Origin of the sequence: Actinomadura rubrisoli, assembly GCF_004349215.1 — a bacterium.
Taxonomy (GTDB): domain Bacteria; phylum Actinomycetota; class Actinomycetes; order Streptosporangiales; family Streptosporangiaceae; genus Spirillospora; species Spirillospora rubrisoli.
Map to the genome: position 1 here is coordinate 1 of NZ_SMKU01000193.1, position 17504 is coordinate 17504.

Here is a 17504-nt window from a genome sequence, read left to right on the forward strand (position 1 = left end):
CAGCAGCACGGCGGTCAGGCTGACGGCCGCGAGCAGCGCGGCCATGTGCAGGGCGTCGAGCCGGGCCGCCTGGTCGTCGTACAGGCCGGGGAGCCGGTCGTCGGCGGCCATCTCGATCAGCAGCTCCACCGCGTCCAGACATCGTCCGACCAGCCGGAACTGCGGGAACACCTGCCGCAGCGAGGCGAACGGCAGCAGGACCAGGTCGTGGCGCTCGCGCGCGTGGGCGCGCTCGTGGGCGAGCACGGCGGCCAGCTCGGCCCGGTCGAGCAGCCGCATGGTCCCGGCGCTGACGACCACCTTGGACGAGCGGACGCCCGGCACGCAGTACGCGGCGGCGCCCGGGTGGTCGAGGACGAGCGTGCCGGGGACGGCGGAGTCGCGGCGCGAGACCAGGGCCAGCAGCGCACGGTGCCGCGCGCGCGCCCGGACGACCCGGACGACCGCGTACATCAGCATCGCCAGCAGCACGGCGGTCAGGCTGACGGCCGCGAGCAGCGCGGCCATGTGCAGGGCGTCGAGCCGGGCCGCCTGGTCGTCGTACAGGCCGGGGAGCCCGCCCGCGACGCCCCTGCGGTAGGGCAGCAGGGCGAGGCCGAGCAGCGCCCCGATCGTGGCGACGCCCCAGCCCAGGCCGAGGGCCTGCCAGAGGGCGATGCCGGTGCGCGGCGTGCGCCACGTCCACCGGGCCCGGGACAGCAGGTGCGCCCCGCCGACGGTCCCCAGGGAGATCAATGCGAGCAGGGCGGCGCCGGTCATGCGGGTGGTTCCTTGCCCGTGAGGCCGGCCAGGGCCTGCCGGATGACGTCGATCTCGTCGCGCGAGACCGACCGGACGAAATGGGCCAGCGCCGCGTCGCGGTCGCCGGTCTCGTTCAGGGCGCCCAGCATCAGCTCGGTGACGTAGCCCTCGCGGCTGGCCACCGGCTGGTAGCGCCACGCCCGGCCATCACGCTCGCGCTCAAGGAAGCCCTTCTTGGCGAGCCTGTCCAGCACGGTCATGACAGTAGTGTGCGCCAGATCCCGGTCGCCCGCGAGCGCGCGGCTCACGTCGCGGGCCGTGGCGGCCTCGACGCCGGCGTCCTCCCGCGCCCACAGAATCTCCATGACCGTGCGTTCAAGCTCTCCCAGACCCTTCACGCCCGCCAGGTTATCCGATTGAGAGGCAGGTCACCACGCCGGGTAGTACTACAGGCTTTAGTACTACAACTTGTAGTACTACATTTTGTCGTATGAGCACAGCCGCGCTCCTCGCCGACGCGTCCAACGGCGCCGCGTCCCCGGCCGACTTCATGGCCGCACGCCAGCAGATGGCGTTCACCCTGGGATTCCATATCGTGCTGGCCTCCATCGGCATCGGTCTGCCCGCCCTGACCCTGCTCGCCGAATGGCGCTCCCTGCGCACCGGCGACGCCGTCTACGCCGAGTTGGCCCGGCGCTGGATGAAGGCGGCGGGCGTGCTGTTCGCGGTCGGCGCCGTCTCCGGCACCGTCCTGTCCTTCGAGATGGGCACGCTGTGGCCCGGCTTCATGGACAAGTACGGCCAGGTCTTCGGCGCCGCCTTCGCGCTGGAGGGCATCGCCTTCTTCATCGAGGCGATCTTCATGGGCATCTACCTGTACGGCTGGGACCGGCTCTCGCCGCGCGCCCACTTCCTCACCGGCGTCCCGGTGGTGATCGCGGGCCTGCTGTCGGCGTCGTTCGTCGTGACGGTGAACTCGTGGATGAACCAGCCGCGCGGCTTCAAGCTGGTGAACGGCCCGGGAGGTCGGTCGGGGTCGGTTGGTCGGGGATACGAGGTAACGGACGTCGATCCCCTGGCGGCCATGTTCAACCCGGCGACGCCCGTCCAGGCCGTCCACCTGATCCTCGCCTCGCTCATGGTCTGCGGATTCCTCGTCGCCTCGGTGTACGCGGTGGGCCTGCTCCGCGACCGCAAGGCCGGACGCGACGACCGCTACAACCGCGTCGGCTTCGCCATCCCGTTCTCCCTCGGCGCCGTCTGCGCGCCGCTCCAAGTGATCGTCGGCGACTGGGCCGTGCGGTTCGTGGCCGACAACCAGCCCGCCAAGTTCGCCGCCATGGAGGGCGTCGAGCACACCCAGGGCGGGCAGCCGTTCCGGTTCGCGGTCTTCGAGATCCCGAACGCCCTGTCCCTCATGCTGAGGTTCGACGCGCACGCGACCCTGCGCGGCATGGACTCCGTCCCGGCGGGCGACCGCCCGCCCGCCGAGGTCGTCAAGACGTCCTTCGAGATCATGATCGCGCTCGGCATGGTGCTGCTGGCCCTCGCCGCCTGGTGGGCCCTCGCCTGGTGGCTGCGCCGCCGCGGCCGCACCGCCGACCTGCCCTGGAAGCCCTGGTTCCTGCGCGCCGCCGCGCTCACCGGCGCCATGGCCGTGATCGCCATGGAGGCCGGCTGGACGACCACCGAGGTCGGACGGCAACCCTGGATCGTGTACGGGGTCATGCGCACCGAAGAGGCCGTCAACCCCAACCCGGGCCTGCGCTACGGCCTCTACATCGTCCTCGCCGTCTACGCCGTCCTGGCCGCCGCGACCATCAGCGTCCTGCGCCGCATGCGCCACACCCCCGAACCGGAGAGGGAGAACGCCCGATGAGCCTCGCCGACGCCGCCCTGGGCCTCATCCTGCTGGGCCTGTCCGCCTACCTGCTGTTCGGCGGCGCCGACTTCGGCGCCGGGCTCTGGCACCTGGTCTCCCGCCGCCGGGAGGACAAGGCCGTCATCGAGCACGCCATGGGACCGCTCTGGGAGGCCAACCACGTCTGGCTGATCTTCGTCATGGTGATGACGTGGACCGCGTTCCCGCCGATCTTCGCGGACGTGATGTCCGCGCACTGGGTCCCGCTGTCCCTCGCCGCCCTGGGCATAGTCGCGCGCGGCAGCACGTTCGTGTTCAGCAAGGCCGACCCGGGCCAGCGCTGGTACCCGTGGGTCTTCGGCGTCTCGTCCCTGGTCACCCCGTACTGCCTCGGCGCCGTCGCCACCGTCGTCGCCACCGGCGGCCCGTCCTGGCTGAGCCTCACCGGACTGTACGGCGGCGTCCTCACCACCGCGCTGTGCGCCTACCTCGCCGCCGTCTACCTGATCTGGGACGCCCGCCGCCTCGCCGACGACCACGCCTCGCTGCGCTTCCGCGGCTACGCGCTGCTCTCCGGCGCGGCCGTCGGCCTGTTCGCCCTCCCGGGCGCCGCCGCGTTCGGCGTGCACTCCCCGCTGATCCTGCTGTCGGCCGCGGCGGGCACGGCGTCCCTCGTCCTGCTGCTGCGGCGCGCGTACCTGTCCGTCCGCGTGACGGGCGGCCTGGCCGTGGCCGCCGTCCTGTGGGGCGCCGCCGAGACGGCCGGCCTCGACCTGGACTCCGCCGCCGCCCAGGACCCCGTCCTCCAGGTCGTCTTCGTCGCCCTGGGTGTGAGCGCGCTCATCCTCGTCCCGTCCATGGCCTGGCTGTACGTCCTCTTCCAGCGCGACGAACCCCACCCCCACTGACCAGGCGGCGTGCCGGGACCCCACGGTCGGCACCCAAGGCCCCGGCACGCCGCCGACCACACAAGCCCCACGAGGTCAGGCCACTCGCCCTACATTGAGTCCGAACCGCCGCCGTACTTCGTCCTGAGGGACCGACGTCACGGCCCCCGCCTCCTGCTGCGCGCGGTACTGCGCCAAGGCTTGTGCTTCTTCCGCGTCGACCTGCTCGGTGAGGTCCACTCGACGTTCTAGTTCACGCAACCGGCGGCACTCCTCAAGCGGAACGACGACGGCGGCCTCATCGCCTATGCGGATCACCTGATGGTCGTCACCTACCGGGAGTTCGGTCATGGCCGCGCCATGTTAGATGAGGAGCCCGGCACTCAACCACGAATCGGTGCGCGCCCGCCCTGTGCCTGGGAGCCCCAGGCTGAGCGCCAGGACGGGCGGTGGATGGCGTGGTCTACCACCTCGATCGCGCGGCCCACGCCCGCGCAGAACGTGACGAGGCCAGCGGGGCCCGGCGGGCCGGTTCGATCACCCGTCGGGGCATCCTTCTTCCGCACGCACTCAGGGGGCGAGGAGGCCGCGTCCACCTCGTGACCAGCCCCTCAGAAGCGAGGACGATCGGAATCGCGCATCGGGCCGTGAATCAGCCGTGTGTGATCTCTAGGCCGCCGGTCGTCGCTTTGAGGATGGTGTCGTCTGTCAACGGCGCGGGCCAGGAGTGCAGAAGATGTTCCATCACGGCGTCCCTTTTTCGGGCGTGCAGGCGGAAACGGTATTCGCCCGGGCCGTGCTGGCAGAGATTGCCCAGGTCAGTGCGCCTGGTGCCGTCCCATTCATAGACAACTGCGTACTCCACGTGCAGGCTGAACTCGATGACGTCGTCCCAGTCGTCGACATCCTGCTCGGGCGGGGGCCGACGGCCGTGCGAACCCAGCGTGACTTCGATCTTGAAGGCGACACTGCCGTTGATGACGCCCGGCCTTACAGTGACGCTTGCGGGGCCGAACTCCTCATCCCCAAGGCGGTAGAGCCCGTCACGGACGCAAACCCAGTCGAGACCGTCGGCATAGTGCGTGCCGTGTTCGGACACATCCGGCGCCGGTGTCCTGAGCCGCGCGCCCACCGCGTCGGTGGCCCTGATGACGTCATCGGGTCGCGCGGGTGCCGACCAGACGATGATCAGTATCTCCTCCGCGTCTTCCAGCGAGGTGACGCCGGAATGTCGACTCGCTCGGTCGCGGCCACGGGCGTGGACGCGCATGCGGTAGGAGCCGGGACCTGGCAGATCTAGCTGAGGATACTGCGGATCCCAATTGAATACGATAGAGCCGTTGGGCGAGGTGAACGAGGTTTCCACTATTTCCTCCCACTCGCCGGCCGGTGGGTAAACGCGAGGCGGGTGCTCGCGCACATCGACAGTAAGACGGACACTCCCGGTGTGTGCGCCGGTCCAGATGCCAATCAACTGGTTCGTAACGTCGACCAGGCCGTTGCGGAGCCAGTTGAAACTTAAGGCCAGGCCGGGCTGATTCGGGGAAATGACAAGCGGGAGTACGTGGTGCTCGACACGGAAGGTCAGGGATGTCTTGGCCACCGGAGCCGCCTCCATCAGGGTGAAGGGGGTGTTCTTGAGGAACGGGCCAGGGCCCGGCCCTCCTCAAGATAAAGGCGGGAGGGCCGGGCCCTGAGATGAGCTAATTGTTGTCGGTACAAAGATCGGGAGTTCGAGCGTTGCAGACTCGCACCCAGAACGCATCCTGGTCGTGTACCCGATAGGAATTATACCAGGCCCCTCGGAGGCTACCCTCCTTCGAGTTATGCTTTTCGTTCATGTTCCTCCAACTGTAATCGTCCTTTCCCTCCGTAGCGGCACCTTGGCGGGTAGACGCGAACGGATATTCGTCACAGGACTCCCCTGGCCTGGGATTTCGGCCATCGCAGGCTTCGCGCCGGTTGAGGTCCTGCAAGGGTCCCTCAATGAGGCGCGACAGCGGGTCGCCATTGGGCTCGTCTGCCAGCGTGTTGACCCGTCCCCAATGATGTTTGGTCCTCTCCTGAGCGTCCTGGATGTGCTTCGCGACCTCTGATGTGCCGGTCACCGGATCGGTATCGTCTAGGTAGACCCTGTAGACGGGTTGGAAGTCCTTCATTACGCAGCCTTGGTCTGCGGTCGGCTTCTGAAGGTACTTTGTGTCGCACCGGATATAGGTGGAGAACGGCAGCAGCGCCTCCGGCTGGTACGTCGGGGTTCCCTCGAAGAAGAATTTCAGTTTCGGCGCCAGATAGTACTGCTTCTGATTCACCGTCACCGACTTGAACCGCCACCAGCCCTTCAGAGGCTTGTCCTTCAGCACCTGCGCCAGGTTGGGAGGCGGAGTCTCGGCGATCTGTTCACACTTGTTGTCACCCTTGCATTCCACGGAAGCCTGGACGCTCATCGCTCCACGGTCGATCACACCCCAGGCGCTGTACAGATTCAGCTTGATGGTGTTATCGAAGATCCGCTCATTCCAACCCGAGGCCCAGCGGAACGCCTTGACCATCATGAAGCCCTCCCCGATCACCTTGGGAGGATTACTGGTGAACTGAAGAGCTGTCGCCTTGATGGACGCATTGGTGGAGCAGTCGGCGAATCGGCTACCCGCATAGGACTGCTGCTGCGCCCTGCCGTTGAGACACCAACGGGGGTAGTCCGCTGGAAGCGGGTCCGGCTCCATTCCCTTTGTGCGGGGAGGCAGGGTGGAGACGTTCTCAATACAGACGGCGACCCTCACACCCGACCGCGCTAACTGCGACGCTCTGGCCCTCAGGTCGTCACAGGTACTCTCGATCGAAGCGCGTGGCTGATGCACCTTCGGGTCGGGGAATCCCGCCGATCCCGGTGGGACACTGAACCGACCCGAGTGCAACGACTCGGGTGCTCCTTCTGATTGAGTCAGCGGCGGCCGCGGTGACGGTGACGGTGACGCTGCGCCAGTGGCAACCAGCAGCGCGACAAGAACCACGCCGACGACGGTGGCGAAGCGCAGGGATCTGATCGTTCCGGTCTTGCCCATCGATGTCACCTTCACGGGCAGTAGGTGAGGAACGAGTCCGCCTTGTTGTAGGCGGCCGACCCGACGTTTACCGAAGAGGCATCCGGCTGCTCAGACCACAACTGCTTACGTGGGCTGGCCTCCTCGTCGTAGACCTGGACGTTGTTCTTGGACTTGTTGTGCCAGGACGATGTCTTGTTCCCGAAACCGTAGTCGGTGAGGTACTGCCAGCCTCCACAGTCGCGGAAGGTGAGTTTGCGGCCGGTGAAGTTGGCACCATCGTAGAAGCAGTACGTGTTGGCGACGCAGGCTTGTGCTGCGGGATCGACTGGAGTCGGGAAGGTGACGGTCACTCTTCCATTGGAGTAGGTGACTTCGTTCGGGCTGCTCTGAGTCCCGCCGGGGAACTTGGCGAGTTGTTCGTCGACCTGGCCCTGAACGCTGGGCCGGGGTGCAGGCTTCGGCTTCTCCTGGGCCTGCGCCGGTAGCGCACCTATTGCGACCCCAGTCATCGCTGCGAGCCCGTATGCGGCCGTCCTGATTCTCATTCCTTGCGCCCTCTCAGATGGGGAATGGGGACGCGGGGTAATTTGGAAGGTACGAGATCAGCTCGGCAAGATCAAGGCCAGTTGAAACGAAGCAACAGTAAAGTATACTTTACTTGGCCATTACAGGCCAAGTAAATTTCTTTCGATCCCGTAACTTGCCTGGTCAAGCGTTTCATAGTAAATCCTCGTCGATATGTGACGAGAGGGACGGCAAGAAGTTGTTCGAACCAGGCTATGCCGAAGGCGGAGGGGGCTGTCGCACGCTCACGAAAGGTGGCCGCTGCCAGCGCAGGTCGGCGCCGAGCAGCCGGGTTGGCCAGCAGCCAGTGGGCTTCAGAGGTGAACCCGAGCATGGCCTGCATGACCGCCAAGCAGATCAGTTCGGCGTGGCTGAGCTTGGGGGGCCGTCCGGGCAGTCGGGGAATCCCTGCCATGTCGTCGTCGATCTTGACGTACAGTGCGATCACGAGGGTGTCCAGGTTGTTCTTCACACAGCGATCTTGGGCACCCTCTTCGCATGCCGGGACGAATCCACCACATCGTGATCATTAGGAATCACTCGTCTAAGCGTCCTGTGGTGGAGCTGTGGACAGGTGGCGGGCGAGGCGGGCCATTCCTTCGGCCGTGGTCACCCGCGGCCGGTAGCCCAGGTCGCGGCGGGCCGCGGACAGGTCGAACCAGTGGGCGGTCGACGCCTGGTTCACCAGGAACCTGGTCAGCGGCGGCTCGCGGCGCACGCCCGGCAGGCGGCAGCCCAGTTCCAGCAGCCCGGCCGCCAGGGCGACGGGGCGGACCGGCAGCCTGCGTGACACCGGCGGCAGTCCCGCCGCGCCGAGCAGGGCGTTGAGCCAGGTGCCCATCCCGCAGGGCTCGTCCTGGCTGACGAAGTAGACCCGGCCGGTCAGGGGCGAGCTCCGGCAAAGCCGGTCCAGGGCCAGCAGGTGCGCGTCGGCGGCGTTGTCGATGTAGACGGTGTCGACGAGCTTGTCGGCTCCGCCCAGCAGCCACAGCCGGCGTCGGCCGGCGATCAGGCGGGGCAGGAAGTGCGGGTCGCCCGGTCCCCAGATCAGGTGCGGACGCAGCGCCACCGCGGGAATCGACCGGCCCGCGCCCAGCACCAGCCTTTCGGCGGCGGCCTTGGTACGCGGATAGGAGGCCAGGAACCGGCGGGGGTAGGGGACGGACTCGTCGACGCCCTCCAGGTCGCGGCCGCCGTGCACCACACTCGGCGAAGAGGTGTGCACCAACCCCGCGCCGGTGCGGGCGCAGGCGCTGACGACGTTGCGGGTACCGGCCACGTTGATCTGCTCGAACTCCCGGTACTGCCCCGACATGCCGGCCTTGGCGGCGCAGTGCACGACCGCGTCGCACCCGTCCGCCGCCGCGTGCACCGCCTCCCGGTCGCGGATGTCGGCGAGACGCTGGTCGGCGCCGAGCTCGTCCAGCGCGGTGGTGCGGCGGCGGTGCAGCGTGACGACCTGGTCGCCGCGCGCGGCGAGCGCCCGGCAGATCGCCTGCCCCAGGAAGCCGCTGCCTCCGGTGACCAGCACTCTCATCGTCCGGCCCCGGACGCGGGGACGGTACCGGTCACCATCGCAGCACCATCAGGCTGGCGCTGATCCCGCTGGCCAGGCCGACGAGGGCGACGAGGTCGCCGCGCCGGACCCGGCCCGAGGTGGTGGCCTGCGCGAGTTGCACGGGCAGCGTCGCGGCCGCCAGGTTGCCGTGCTCGGCGATGGTGACGACGACCTTGTCGTGGGGGATGCCCAAGTTGTCGCAGATCAGCCACAGGCCGTCCAACGCCGCCTGATGGACGCAGATGGCGGCGAAGTCGTCCCACGCCAACCCGGCGTCTGACAGGGTCTCGGTGAATCGGCCGGGGTCGAGAGAGGCGAAAGCTTCGGCCAGTTGCACGGCTCTGAGGGTGAACCGGCCTATTCGCCGCTCGCCCGGCTCGCCCGTGATCGGTACTACCGCCGCCTGCCAGGCGGACGAGTGCGCGGCCGTGTGCCGGGCGAGCAGTCCCGGTTCGTCGGCGGCTTCGAGCAGCAGCGCGGCCCCGGCGTCCGACAGTGTGTACGCCACGGCGACCTTGGTGAACTCGCGCTGATCCGCGACGACGCGTGGCATGATCGTGGTGCTCGTCTCGCCGACGGCGATGAGGACGGTGCCGGCGCGGCCGGTGGTGATGTAGGCGTCGGCCACGTCGATGGCGTCGCAGACGCCGTTGCACGCGTTGCGGAGATCCAGGACGGGGCAGGCGAGGCCGAGCTTGGCGGCCACCGGATGCGCGGTGGCCGGTTCGACCGCGTCGACGCTGACCCCGGCGTACAGCAGCAACTCGATCTTGTCCGGCTCGGTGCCCGTGCGGTCCAGGAGCTTGCGGGCGGCGGTCGCGGCCAGGTCGGATGGCCTGTCGGTGGGTGCGGCGAGGTGGCGGCGGCGGACACCGCTGAACCGTTCGATCACTCCGTGCGGAACTTGCAGGCCGGGATTGTCTTCGGCGATCCGCTGTTCGAGTTGGGTGGTGGTGAGGGTGCGTTCGGGCAGGTGGGCGGCGACCGCGCTGATCCGGGTGTAAGGGGTGCTCATGACTGCGGCCCCGTCTGGTTCGTTGCCGCCGGCGGATCGGTGTCGCCGGCGGGGCCGGACACGCCCAGGTGCAGCAGGATGGTCTGGGCCAGGCCGGCGATGGTGCCGCCGCTGTTGAGCAACTCCACCGGGGAGATCTCCAAGTCCAGGCGACGGCTCAGGGAGTTCATCAGGTCGGCGGCCATGAGGGAGTCCAGGCCGTACTCGTCCAGGCGGCGGTGATGGTCGAGCCGTTGCGGATCGAGCTGCATGACCTGGGCCACCTGCTCGGCCACGCTCGCGGTGACGGCGGACAGGGCCTCGCCGGGAGGCAGCGCGGCCAGCATGGCGCGCAGTTCCCCGCCCGTGTGCTCCTGTCCGTCGTCGGCCGGGACCAGATGGCTGAAGCGGGGTGCGCGCGCGGTGCGGAGGAAGTGCTTGAGGCGTGTCCAGTCGCACCGGCCCACCATCTGTACTTCGGCATCACAGGCCAGGGCCCTGTCCCAGGCGGCCAGGGCCTGGGCCGAGTCCATTGGGTCGAGCCCGACGGAGGCGAGGAAGTCGCCCAGGTCGTTGCGGGCGACGTACCCGGTGTCCCCGATCGCTCCCCAGGCGATGGCGAGCCCGGTGGCGCCGCGTCGCCGGCGGTGGCGGACCAGCGCCTCCAGGAAGAGGTTGGCGGCGGCGTAGCCTGCCTGCCACATGTTGCCGACTGCGGCGGAGGCGGAGGAGTAGACGCAGAACAGGTCCAGATCCCGGTCGCGGGTCAGATCGTCCAGGACGAGGGCGCCGGTCATCTTGGGGGCCAGTATGGCCGCGAGTCGCTCGTCGGTCAGTTCGGCCAGCGACGCGTCGTCCAGGTGCATGGCCGCGTGGACGATGCCGCGCAGCCGGTGGCGTCCTTCCCGGTCGATCCGGTCGAGGACGCGGGCCATCGCGTCCGGATCGGCGCAGTCGGCGGCGTAGGCGGTGGCCTGCACCCCGCGGTCCGCCAGAGCCGACAGCAGGGCCGGTGCCTCCGGGGCCTGGTCGCCGCGGCGGGAGACCAGCGCGAGGTGCCGGGCGCCGCGGTCGGCCAGGTGGCGGGCGGTGGCGGCGCCGAAGCCGCTCAGCCCGCCGGTGACCAGGTACGTGCCGTCCGGATCCAGGACGGGCCGGGTGGGACGCGAGTGCACCATGAGGGGGTCGTCGCAGGGGTCGAGGCTGACGATGACCTTGCCGATGTGCCGGGAATGGCGCAGGAGGGCGAATGCCTCGGTCACTCGGGCGGCGGGGAAGACGGTGTGGAGCAGCGGAGTGTAGGAACGGTCACCGATCAGATCGATGACCTCGGCGAACAGATCCCCGGCGCGGACGGCGTCGAACATCAGTTCGTTCAGGTCCACCGCGGCGAAGGTGATGTTCGAGGCGAGAGGCCGTAGGGGCAGGGAGCCGTCCTCGATGATGTCGCGCTTGCCGATCTCGATGAAGCGGCCACCGGGGGCCAGCAGTTCCAGGCTGCGGGTCAGCGCCGGCCCGGCCAGGGAGTTGAGCACCACGTCCACGCCGTGGCCGCCGGTGGCGTCCATGACGTCGGAGACGAACTCCAGGGTGCGGGAGTTGAACACGTGCTCGGCGCCCAGGGTGCGCAGCAGGCTGCGTTTGATCGTGCTTCCGGCGGTCGCGATCACGCGGATGCCGTACCGCTGGGCGTACTGCAGGGAGGCCAGACCGACCGCGCCGGCACCGCCGTGCACGAGCAGCGTTTCTCCGCGGCGCATGCGGGCCACGGTGTGCAGGCAGTGGTGGACGGTGGCGAAGGCCACCGGCATGGTGACGGCCTCGGTGAAGCCCCCGTCGTCGGGAAGGGTGAAGGCGGCCCGTGCGTCGGCGGTGATGCGGGACGCCAGGGCGTTGTGCGCCACCCCGGCCACACGGTCCCCGACCGCGAATCCCCGTACGTCCGGCCCGACGGCGGTGATGGTCCCGGCGTACTCGAAGCCCGGTGCCCGCTCGGACATGCCGGGTCCGATGACCTCGCTGGGCAGCAGCCCGGTGACGTTCATGATGTCGCGGTAGTTGAGCGCGGCGGCGCGCACCGCGACGGAGAGCATTCCGGGACCGGGAGGCGGCGGAGGATCGCATTGCCGCCATTCCAGCTCATAGGACAGTCTCCGGTCACGAACGTGCAGGCGGTATGCCTCCACCTGGGTCGCCGCCACCATCGGCCCTGGGTGCCGCACCTCTCGCGGGACGAAGCGGCCGGCGGCCGTCAGGACGATCTCGTCCTCGTCGCCGGACGCGCCGGCGGGCCCCGGGTCTTCGGCGGTGACGCGGGCCAGTTCATGGACGAGCCGCCGCGCGTCCGCACAGACATCTCCCGCGCTGCTCATGCGGGCTGCGCCCTCGGCCCGGCCGTCCGGACCCGGTTGCCGGGCCTCGGCGGCTGCGCGTTGCAGGCTGATCCGCAGGACGCTCACCGTCGCGTGCTCGTTGGCCAGGGTCCGGGCCATGCCCCACACGGCGGCGTCGGCGGAGGTGAGGAGACGCTCCGGCGCGGGCAGTGCTCCGCTGGGCCGAGTGACCACGACCAGGGATCGGCGCACCGTTCCGGGCCTGCTGCCGTAAGCCGCCATGACGGCACGAAGGACGGCCGCGCGCCGTACCGTCGTCTCGGCCGCGGATCCGAGCCCGGTCGAGCCGGCGCCGGGGTCTCCGAGCAGCGAGCCGGTGCCAGGGTCTCCGAGTAGCAGAGTGACCGTGACCTGCTCGTCATCGCCCGCGCCTTCGAGGAGGTTCGCCCACGTCCGCGGTTCGGCGCCGGCCCGATCGATGACCACCGCGGCGGCGGCCTTGGCACCCGCCTGGGTGAGCAGAGCCGCGACGTCCTTGGCCAGAGGCAGTTCGGCCTGGGTTTCGGCGGCGATGACGTGCAGCCCGCGCGCCGCCGCGGAAGGCGTCTTCGCGGGCAGTGCTCCCGCCGGCCGATCGCCGATCGTCGGCCGCGTGCGAGCCAGAAGGACCGATGCGTCCGTCGCGGCGGGCTCCTGATCGCTCCCCATCTGCATGACATCGGTGTAGCCGCACTCGGCCAGCAGGACGGGCCAGCGATCCCGGGGCAGCATCAGGGCACCGGGACGGTCGGGGTCACCGGGCTCGGCCCAGAAGCTGCCGAGCCAGCCGAAGATCGGCAACAGCCGCCACGCGTTGTGGATCTCGAAGGCCAGCAGGTGGCCGCCGGGGGCCAGCAGAGCGGCCGTGTGGCGCAGTGCCGCGCGGATGCCGGTGGCGGTGTGCAGGGCGTTGCCCGCCACCAGCAGGTCGTAGGCGCCGCGGGTGAAGCCCTGCTCGGCCGGGTCCGCGTCGAGGTCCAGGGTGCGGTACTCGATGAAGTCGTAGGCGCCGAAGCCGTGCTGAGCGTCGGCGAAGAAGTACGGAGAGATGTCGGTATAGGTGTAGCGGGTGCGTTCGGGCGGCAGGACGGGCAACAGCGCCGCGGTGAGTCCACCGGTTCCCGCTCCCACTTCCAGGACGCGTAGCGGCCGGTCGTCCGGCCAGGCCGCGACGATCTGCTTCAGCAGCGCCTGGGCGATGCGGTTGTGGAACCGGGTCAGCGGGTCCAGGTCGTACAGGTGACGCATCATCTCGGCTGTACCGCGCTCCACCAGCAGCGTCAGCGCGTCGCCTTCCCCGCGCCAGAGGGCCGGAGCGCTCTTCAGCATGTGCTGGGCCAGCGCCCCGTACGCGACGAAGGGGGAGGAGTCGGGCAGGGCGGTGCGCCACAGGTCTCCGGGGTGCACGTCGCTGTGCAGCAGGCGCCACCGATCGGGGGGTTCGGGTGCGGCCAGGCCATGGCGCTGAAGCCGCGGCATCACGAGGTCGAGCCATCGGGCGCGCCGCGGCCCGTCCAGCAGGCCGGGTACGTCGGCGGCGCCGAACGCGGCCTGGTCTCCCAGTCGGCCTTTGAGCAGCTCGTGGACCTCGTGGGCAACGATCTCATCAATGCGGCGCGAGACCTGGTCGTAGTGGACGCGGCGCCAGTCGCGCCGCAGGTTCTCGATCTGGCCGGCGGAACGATCGGCGATCTCGGAGGGAGAGGGAAGCGGGCTCGGTGCGGCCGGCTGGTCCGGGTGGGGCGCCGCGCGCATCACGGTGTGGTGGGTGAACGACTTGTCGGTCCGTCCGGCCATGCGGCGTAGGCGGACGCCCTCCAGTTCCGCGACGACCTGCCCATCGTCGTCGGTGACGGTGATGTCCCAGCACGCTTCGTCCGGGTCCTGGGTGCGGTCACGGACATGCACCCAGCCCTGGTCGGCAGGCGTTCCCCACAGCCGGACGGCGCCGAACCGCACCGGGAGGAAGGCCTGTCCCGCCGCGACGCGACCGGCCAGGAGCGGCGCACCGGCCTGCAACGCTCCGTCCATCAGCGCCGGATGGACCTCGAAGCCTTCGGCCGGAGCGGCATGGCGGTAGGCGGCCAGGACCTCCCCCGATCCCACCCACAGCTCGTGCAGCACCTGGAACGCGGGACCGTACTTGAGTCCGGCCTCCTGGCAACCCTGGTAGTGCTCTCTGCGTCCGATGCGGCGACCGCACCGTCCTCGCACAGTGGTGACGTCCACGGGCTGCGGCGGACGGGCCAGCAGTGCCCGCACACGCCCCTGGGCATGCCGCCGCGGTGGAGCCTCGCCTTCGGCGGCGGGGTCGGTGCTGGTGATGGCGACCGCGCCGTCCCGTTCGACCATGCTGGTCTGGAGTCGCACCTGATGCGCCTTGGCCCAGTCCAGGACGAGCGCCCGGGTGAGCTCCAGCCGGACGACCTCCGCCGGGCCGCCCAGCACACGCCGTCCCGCCGCCAGCGCCATCTCCAGGTAAGCGGTGCCGGGCCAGACCACCGCGCCGCCGACCTGGTGGTCGGGCAGCCATGGCACCATCGCCGGTTCGATCGGCCCGTGCCAGGACGGTTCCGGGGAGGGCGTCCATTCCCCCAGCAGGGGGTGGTCGAAGCGCCCGTTTCCCAGGGACGCTCCCCAGGTGCGCGACGACCAGTACCGCTCGCGCTGCCACGGGTAGGCGGGCAGCGACACCACCCGGCCACGACGGGGGAACAGCGCCTTCCCGTCGATGGCCGCGCCGGCGCTCAGCAGCTCGGCCGTCGCCTGGTCCATGGCCTCGGGACCGGAGATCCGGCTGCGGAGGGTGGCCGTCCTCACCACGCGGCGTTCGGCCGCCGCCCCCGGCTCAGCACTGCGGATATGTCCCAGGTAACCGCGCAGCACCGGTTCGGGGCCGACCTCCACCAGCACGTCGACGCCCTCGTCCAGCAGCCGCCGGATCGCCGGGCCGAACAGCACCGGTTCGCGTACGTTCCGCCACCAGTAGTCGGCGTCCAGGCTCGGGCCCTCCACGACCTCCCCGGTGACCGTGGAGATCAGTGGAATGCGCGGTGCCGCGGCGTTCAGTCCCTCCAGCGTCCGCGCCAGCGGTTCCTCGACAGGGTCCATCGCCTTGCTGTGGAAGGCGAAGTCCAGGTCCAGCATCCGGAAGAAGACCCCGCGGGCCTCCAGTTCCGCACCGAGCGCCGCCAGAGTGCCCTCCGGCCCGGAGAGCGTGACGTCCCGGTCGCTGTTGACCGCCGCCAGTTCGAGCCCCAAGGGCACGGCGATCAGTTCCTCGGCGTCGGCGGGGGCGAGGCCGACCGCGGCCATGCGCCCGGTCCCGGCCGTGGGCACCTGGGCGAGGCTGCGCTCGGCGACGACACGCGCCGCGGCGTCCAGCGTCAGCGCGCCCGCCGCCCACGCCGCCGCGACCTCGCCGACGCTGTGGCCCACCGCGCCTTCCGGGATGACGCCGCGAGCCCGCAGCATCTCGGTCAGCCCGACCTGGACGGCGAACAGCAGCGGCTGTGCGACGTCGATCTTCGTCAGGTTCCAGTGTTCCGCGGGCGAGGCCATCATCGCGGCCACCGACCACCCCAGGCGCGGCGTCAGCGCGGCGTCCACCCGCGCCACGGCGTTGCGGAACACCGCATCGGACGCCAGCAGATCGGCGCCCATCCCGGGCCACTGCGAACCGTTGCCGCAGAACACCAGGCCGACCCGGCCCTGCTCGGCGGCCTGCTGGGCGACCGGCGCACCGGACGATCCCAGCAACCGCTGGGCGGCCTGGAGGGGATCCGTGGCCAGCACCGCCAGACGGTACGGATGCTTACCGCGCCGCACACAGGAGGTGTAGGCCAGGTCGTAGAAGTCCTCCGGCCGGGTGCCCTCCAACCGGTCGGCCATCCGGGCGGCGGCTGTGGCCAGCGCCTCGGGCGTCCGCGCCGACACCATGACCGGCAAGGCCACCGGCTCCCCGGTCTCAGACGCGTCCGGGCGGGCCTGCGGTCGCCCAGGTTCAGGCGTTGGGGCGGGAGCCAGGACGACGTGCGCGTTGGCTCCGCCGAAGCCGTAGGAGCTGACACCGGCGTAGCCGCGAGTGCGTTCCCCGAGCGGCTGCGGCTCGGTGACCACCCGCAGCCGCAGCGCCTGGACGTCGATATCGGGGTTGAGCCGCTCGGCGTGCAGGCTCGCAGGGATGGTCCCATGCCGCAGCACCAGCAGCGCCTTGAGCAGACCGGCCATGCCCGAGGCCGGTTCCAGGTGGCCGAGGTTCGTCTTCACCGATCCGATGGGCAGTGGGCCGCCGGTGCGCCGCATGCTCAGCGCGCGCCCGATGGCCAGGCACTCGGTCGGGTCCCCGGCCTTGGTGCCAGTGCCGTGCGCTTCGAGGTACACCAGTTCGTCCGGGTGGATTCCGGCTTCGGAGTACACGTGCCGGAGCAGTTCCTCCTGTGCGTCGGGGCTGGGCAGCGCCAGCCCCGCCGTCCGGCCGTCGCAGTTGCCGCCCCAGCCGGCCAGCACCCCGTACACCCGATCGCCGTCGTCCAGCGCGTCCGCCAACCGCTTGAGGACCACGACCGCGCCGCCCTCGGCTCTCACGAACCCATCGGCGTCCGCCGAGAACGCCGCGCACCGTCCCGCGCGCGACAGCATCGACGCCTGCGAGAAACCCACGTACGGATATGGACTGACCAGCACGTTGACACCGCCGGCGACCATCACCCGGCGGCCGGTCCCGCACGTCAGCTCGCGGCACGCACGCTCCAGGGCCATCAACGACGACGAGCACGCCGTGTCGATGGCCATGCTCGGCCCACGGAGGTCGAAGGTGTGCGACACCCGGTTCGCCGCGATCGACAGCGCCGCGCCCGTCATCGAGTAGGCGTTCAGCGCCGACAGCGCGCTCAGATTGCGTGTCGCGAACGACATGTCCGAGATCCCGATGAAGACCCCGGTGTCCGACCCGGCCAGCGACGCCGGGGCGATACCGGCGTCGTCCAGCGCCTCGGCCGCCATCTCCAGCAGCAGGCGATGCTGCGGATCCATTTCCGCGGCCTCTTTCGGGGAGATCCCGAAATAGTCGGAGTCGAACCCCGCGATGTCCTCTAGGAACCCGCCCATGGCGGTGTAGCTCTTGCCCGACCGCGGCATGGCCTCGTCCACGAACCGCGCCGCGTCGAACCGGTCCGGCGGTATCCGTCCGACCAGGTTCCGCCCGGCCTCCAAGGCCTCCCACAACGCGTCGAGATCATTGATGCCGCCCGGCAGGCGGCACCCCACCCCAACGATCGCCACTGCCCGCTCGCTCATTGTTACCCATTGCTTCGATTCGACTACACTATGCAGCTTCGGTGTTCGTCGTGCCGCAAGCAACCGTCCGCGGGCTGCGTTCCCCTCACGCCGAGGCCACCTCGGGATCACCACGCTGAGAGCGGCCGGGCGGGTCAGGGGATGGGGATCAGTTCCAGCTGTTCGGCGGCCGGTTCCGGGGG

At 69.9% G+C, this 17504-nt stretch carries 11 protein-coding genes and 1 pseudogene; 2 read left to right on the top strand and 10 right to left on the bottom strand.

All coding sequences use genetic code 11. The annotated features are described in order from the left end of the window. Positions 1 to 759, bottom strand: a 759-nt coding sequence (locus E1298_RS29220) for a M56 family metallopeptidase (protein ID WP_131898877.1), incomplete at its 3' end; no start/stop codon positions are given. Beyond that, entirely contained in the window at positions 756 to 1139 is a 384-nt protein-coding gene (locus tag E1298_RS29225; protein WP_131898879.1) for a BlaI/MecI/CopY family transcriptional regulator, read from the bottom strand. The genes E1298_RS29220 and E1298_RS29225, both read right to left, overlap by 4 nt. Positions 1140 to 1231: 92 nt before the next feature. On the opposite strand from E1298_RS29225, the gene E1298_RS29230 reads away from it, so the two are divergent. Continuing rightward, the gene (locus E1298_RS29230; protein ID WP_165975723.1) at positions 1232 to 2620 is read left to right on the top strand and encodes a cytochrome ubiquinol oxidase subunit I; all 1389 of its coding nucleotides are present in this window, start codon (positions 1232 to 1234) and stop codon (positions 2618 to 2620) included. Then, positions 2617 to 3510 carry a cytochrome d ubiquinol oxidase subunit II gene (locus tag E1298_RS29235; protein WP_131898881.1) on the top strand — a complete coding sequence of 298 codons (894 nt, stop codon included), beginning with the start codon at positions 2617 to 2619 and terminating at the stop codon, positions 3508 to 3510. The genes E1298_RS29230 and E1298_RS29235 overlap by 4 nt, the downstream gene beginning before the upstream one ends. A 75-nt stretch (positions 3511 to 3585) precedes the next feature. Here the strand turns inward: E1298_RS29235 and E1298_RS49670 are convergent, their stop codons facing one another. The 8 genes and pseudogenes from E1298_RS49670 to E1298_RS29275 all read right to left on the bottom strand — a co-directional run bounded on the left by E1298_RS49670 (position 3586) and on the right by E1298_RS29275 (position 17322). Next, positions 3586 to 3840 carry a hypothetical protein gene (locus tag E1298_RS49670; protein WP_207944900.1) on the bottom strand — a complete coding sequence of 85 codons (255 nt, stop codon included), beginning with the start codon at positions 3838 to 3840 and terminating at the stop codon, positions 3586 to 3588. Positions 3841 to 4141: 301 nt separating this feature from the next. Then, on the bottom strand, positions 4142 to 5092 hold the full coding sequence (locus E1298_RS29245) for a hypothetical protein (RefSeq protein WP_131898883.1): 951 nt from the start codon (positions 5090 to 5092) through the stop codon (positions 4142 to 4144). Between the two features lie 100 nt (positions 5093 to 5192). After that, positions 5193 to 6554: a NucA/NucB deoxyribonuclease domain-containing protein gene (locus tag E1298_RS29250; RefSeq protein WP_131898885.1), complete on the bottom strand. Its 1362-nt coding sequence runs from the start codon at positions 6552 to 6554 to the stop codon at positions 5193 to 5195. An 11-nt stretch (positions 6555 to 6565) separates the two neighbouring features. Next, the gene (locus tag E1298_RS48460; protein ID WP_165975724.1) at positions 6566 to 6886 is read right to left on the bottom strand and encodes a peptidase inhibitor family I36 protein; all 321 of its coding nucleotides are present in this window, start codon (positions 6884 to 6886) and stop codon (positions 6566 to 6568) included. 515 nt (positions 6887 to 7401) lie between these two features. Next, positions 7402 to 7572, bottom strand: a pseudogene (locus E1298_RS51885) (IS982 family transposase); the annotation flags it as partial. Positions 7573 to 7644: 72 nt separating this feature from the next. Further along, positions 7645 to 8637 (bottom strand): NAD-dependent epimerase/dehydratase family protein, encoded by a 993-nt coding sequence (locus E1298_RS29265; RefSeq protein ID WP_131898889.1) that lies wholly within the window; start codon positions 8635 to 8637, stop codon positions 7645 to 7647. Between the two features lie 31 nt (positions 8638 to 8668). Next, positions 8669 to 9673, bottom strand: a complete 1005-nt coding sequence (locus tag E1298_RS29270) for a 3-oxoacyl-ACP synthase III family protein (RefSeq protein WP_131898891.1) — start codon at positions 9671 to 9673, stop codon at positions 8669 to 8671. Further along, positions 9670 to 17322: a type I polyketide synthase gene (locus tag E1298_RS29275; protein WP_131898893.1), complete on the bottom strand. Its 7653-nt coding sequence runs from the start codon at positions 17320 to 17322 to the stop codon at positions 9670 to 9672. Before E1298_RS29275 ends, E1298_RS29270 begins: the two co-directional genes overlap by 4 nt. Positions 17323 to 17504 lie beyond the last annotated feature (182 nt).